The sequence below is a fragment of the Actinomadura logoneensis genome, from assembly GCF_003428695.1.
Lineage (GTDB): Bacteria > Actinomycetota > Actinomycetes > Streptosporangiales > Streptosporangiaceae > Spirillospora > Spirillospora logoneensis.
On sequence record NZ_QURH01000728.1, the window covers coordinates 1 to 3340 of the forward strand.

At 71.9% G+C, this 3340-nt stretch carries 4 protein-coding genes; 2 read left to right on the forward strand and 2 right to left on the reverse strand.

Annotation, left to right across the window (positions count from 1 at the left end):
• Positions 1 to 58: 58 nt before the first annotated feature.
• Positions 59 to 922 (reverse strand): alpha/beta fold hydrolase, encoded by an 864-nt coding sequence (locus DZF91_RS26315; RefSeq protein ID WP_117359869.1) that lies wholly within the window; start codon positions 920 to 922, stop codon positions 59 to 61.
• Between the two features lie 109 nt (positions 923 to 1031).
• Between DZF91_RS26315 and DZF91_RS26320 the strand changes: the two genes are divergently transcribed.
• Positions 1032 to 1547 (forward strand): CGNR zinc finger domain-containing protein, encoded by a 516-nt coding sequence (locus tag DZF91_RS26320; RefSeq protein WP_117359870.1) that lies wholly within the window; start codon positions 1032 to 1034, stop codon positions 1545 to 1547.
• A 95-nt stretch (positions 1548 to 1642) separates the two neighbouring features.
• Positions 1643 to 2035 (forward strand): nuclear transport factor 2 family protein, encoded by a 393-nt coding sequence (locus tag DZF91_RS26325; RefSeq protein ID WP_117359871.1) that lies wholly within the window; start codon positions 1643 to 1645, stop codon positions 2033 to 2035.
• Positions 2036 to 2118: 83 nt separating this feature from the next.
• Here DZF91_RS26325 and DZF91_RS26330 read toward each other — a convergent pair.
• Positions 2119 to 3340, reverse strand: a 1222-nt coding sequence (locus DZF91_RS26330; RefSeq protein ID WP_235834578.1) for a chitinase, incomplete at its 5' end; no start/stop codon positions are given.

Consider the following 3340-nt stretch of genomic DNA (forward strand, 5'->3'; position numbering starts at 1 on the left):
ACGGCCCGGCCGGCACACGCGAGGTGTGCGGCCGGGCCGTCGGCGGGTCGTCCGGCCGTCAGTCGGAGAGGCGGCGGAGGAAGTCGCGGATCAGCGCCGCGCTCTGCCGGGTCCGGGTGACGAACGGGAAGTGCCCGGTGTCGAGCAGCTGGATGTGCGCGTCCTTCAGGTCCCGGGCGAAGGCGAGCGCGCCGTCCGGGCCGAAGATCTCGTCCCCGCGCCCCCAGACCGCCAGCAGCGGCGGCTGCCACGTCCGCAGGTACTCCTGCCAGGAGGGGTAGAGCGGCGGGTTGGCGCCGTAGTCCAGGAACAGCGCGAGCTGGATCTCCTGGTTGCCCGGACGGTCGAGCAGGGCCTGGTCGTGCAGCTCGTAGGCGGGATCGACGAGCGCCGGGTCGGCGACGCCGTGCGTGTACTGCCAGTGGGTGGCCTCGCGGGTGAGCAGGCCGCGCAGCGCGTCGCCGTTCTCCTTCGACGGGTCGGCCCAGTAGGCGCGGATCGGCTCCCAGAACGGTGTCAGGCCCTCGTCGTAGGCGTTGCCGTTCTGCGTGACGATCCCCGTGACGCGCTCGGGGTGGCGGGTCGCCAGCCGGAACCCGACCGGGGCCCCGTAGTCGTGCACGTGGAGCGCGTAGCGGGTCAGGCCCAGCGTGTCGAGCAGCTTCTCCACCACGTCGGCCAGGTGGTCGAAGGTGTACTCCCACTCGTCCGCGGGCGGGGCGGAGCTGAGGCCGAATCCCGGGTAGTCCGGCGCGACGAGGTGGAACTCGCCGCCCAGTTCCGCCATCAGGCCCTGGTACACGACCGAGGACGTCGGGAAGCCGTGCAGCAGCACCAACGTGGGCGCGGACGGGTCGCCCGCCTCCCGGTAGAACACGTCGAGCCCGTCGATCCGGACCGTCCTGTGGCGCACGTCAGCCATGATCTTCTCCAACCATCTAAAGGCGTTTAGCCGGTTGACCGATGCCGGGAACGTAGCCCACCCACGATCAACCGGTCAAGTCCGCTTAGGCGGTTGATAGACTGCGGCCATGCCGCGCCCGCTCACCGGAGAGCCCCTCGCCCTCGACCTGGTCGCCACGGCCTGGGTCGACCAGGGCCGACGCTTCGACGAGTTCGACGAACCCGGCGGCCTCGAAGGATGGCTCGCCGAACACGCCCTGCCCGTCCCGGCCGGCGGGCCCGAGGCCGTCCGCGCGCACCTCCTGACCGCGCGCCACGCCGTCCGCGCCGCCCTCGAGGGCGACGAGCGGCCCCTCAACGCCGTCCTCGCGCACGGCTCCCGGCGGCCCCTGCTGCGCGACGGCGAGCCCGCCGCCGAGGTCGTCACCGAGGACCCCGCCTGGACGCCCGCCTGGATCGCCGCCGCCGACCTCGTCCGGCTGTTCGGCGAGCGCCGCGAACGCGTCCGCAAGTGCGCCGACCCCGACTGCGTCCTGTGGTTCTACGACCTCACCAAGAACGGCTCGCGCCGCTGGTGCTCCATGGAGATCTGCGGGAACCGCGCCAAGACCGCCCGCTTCCAGCAGGCCCACCGCCGCGCCTGACCCGCGCCCGGCACTCAACCCCGGTACTCAATTTGTTGAATAGGTGCGTGTGTTACCCTGCCGTCACGTGACCGGCTACGAGCAGGGGTGAGGACATGCATCCGTTCCGGAAGGCCGCCGAGGAGCACGACATGGCCGCCATGGAGGCCCTGCTCGCCGACGACGTGGTGTTCACCAGCCCGGTCGTGTTCAAGCCGTACTCCGGCAAGCCGATCACCATGGCGATCCTGCGCGGCGTGCTGCGGGTGTTCGAGGACTTCCGGTACGTCCGGGAGATCTCCGACCCGGACGGCCGCGACCACGCCTTCCTGTTCGAGGCGACCGTCGGCGGACGCCAGGTGCACGGCTGCGACTTCGTCCACGTCCGCGAGGACGGCCTGGTGGACGAGCTCACCGTCATGGTGCGCCCGCTGTCCGGCGCCAAGGCGCTCGCCGAGGCGATGGGCGCCCAGTTCGAGCGGATCGAGCGGGAGGCGCTCGGCGGCTGAGGCCGGGCGCCTCCCTTTCAGCCTCCCCTTTCAGCCTCACGGCCCGGTCGGCAGGCTCGGCCCGGAGGCTCGACGGGCTCGGGTCAGCAGGCGCCCTGGTCGGCCCAGACTCCGGCCTGACCGCCGGGGACGTCGCCGTACGTCCACCACTTGGCCTTCCAGCCGTGGCTCTGGTAGCTCACGACGGCCCCGCCGTTGTACGCCGTGGTCGCGCTCCAGGCCGGGGCGGTGCAGGTCCCGGGCGGCGGAGTGGTCGGCGGGGTGGTCGGCGGCGTCGTGGGCGGGGTGGTGGGCGGGGTCGCGCCCGCGAAGGCGGCGGTGAACCTGGTGAAGTCCCACGCGCCCTGCGGCACGCTGCTGCACGTCCCGGACGTCCGGCCGTTGTTGTCGGGCGGGCTGCACTGGCGGTCGCGGTTCACCGACCAGAACGTGAAGCGGCTCAGGTGGTGGCTCGTGGCGTAGTCCAGGACCGCCTGGAAGTCGGACTGGTAGAAGTACTCGCCCGAGTCCGAGCGCCCGTTCATGCCGGAGAAGCCCTCGTGCTGGTAGGCGGTGGCGCCGTCCCATCCGAAGGTGGTCATCAGCAGCGAGTGGAAGTTCTCCAGCGCCGAGATCTGCGCGGCCGACCCGCTGAAGCCGCCGTCGAACGGCATGATCGCGTAGTTGTCGGGGGTGAAGCCGAGGCTCTTGGCGGTGTTCAGCATCTGCGTGCCGAACCAGCCGGTGCCCGAGGCCGTCCCGGCCGTCGTCACCGAGACGTACAGCCCCGGGTTGTTCCGCTGCAGGATCTGCGCCGCGCCCAGCTCGTTGGAGATCGCGGCGCTGTTCTCGTACTCCGGCTCCTCCAGGTCGAAGTCGATCGCCTTGAGGGAGTACTTGGTGATGACCTGCTGGTACGCGGCGGCCGTGGCGGCGGCGTTCGAGCAGACCTGGCCGAGCTTGGTGCCGTTGTAGCCGCCGATCGAGATCGACACGTCGCCGCCGGCCGACCGGATGCGGTTGATGAGCGCGCCGACGGCGGTGTCGGACGAGACGGGCGCGGTGCCGTCCCACGCGGGTGAGCAGGAGCCGCCCGAGGCGAGGATGAAGGCCAGCTCGAACGTCTTCTGCGAGGTCGCCGCCATGACCTGGGACAGGTCGGGCGGGTCGTTGTCCAGCGGCATGACGTACGGCGCGGCGCCGTACCAGTTGCGGGTCACGTCGGCCCGGGCGGGACCGGGGCGCAGCGCGACCGCCAGGACGACGGCGAGCGCGACGGCCGCGAGGGCGGCCACGGCCCGCAGCGGCGCGGACCACCGGAGCGCG

Coding starts and splice junctions, on each gene's coding strand:
- DZF91_RS26320 (WP_117359870.1), top strand. CDS start 1,032: ATGCCGCGCCCGCTCACCGGAGAGCCCCTCGCCCTCGACCTGGTCGCC.
- DZF91_RS26315 (WP_117359869.1), bottom strand. CDS start 922: ATGGCTGACGTGCGCCACAGGACGGTCCGGATCGACGGGCTCGACGTG.
- DZF91_RS26325 (WP_117359871.1), top strand. CDS start 1,643: ATGCATCCGTTCCGGAAGGCCGCCGAGGAGCACGACATGGCCGCCATG.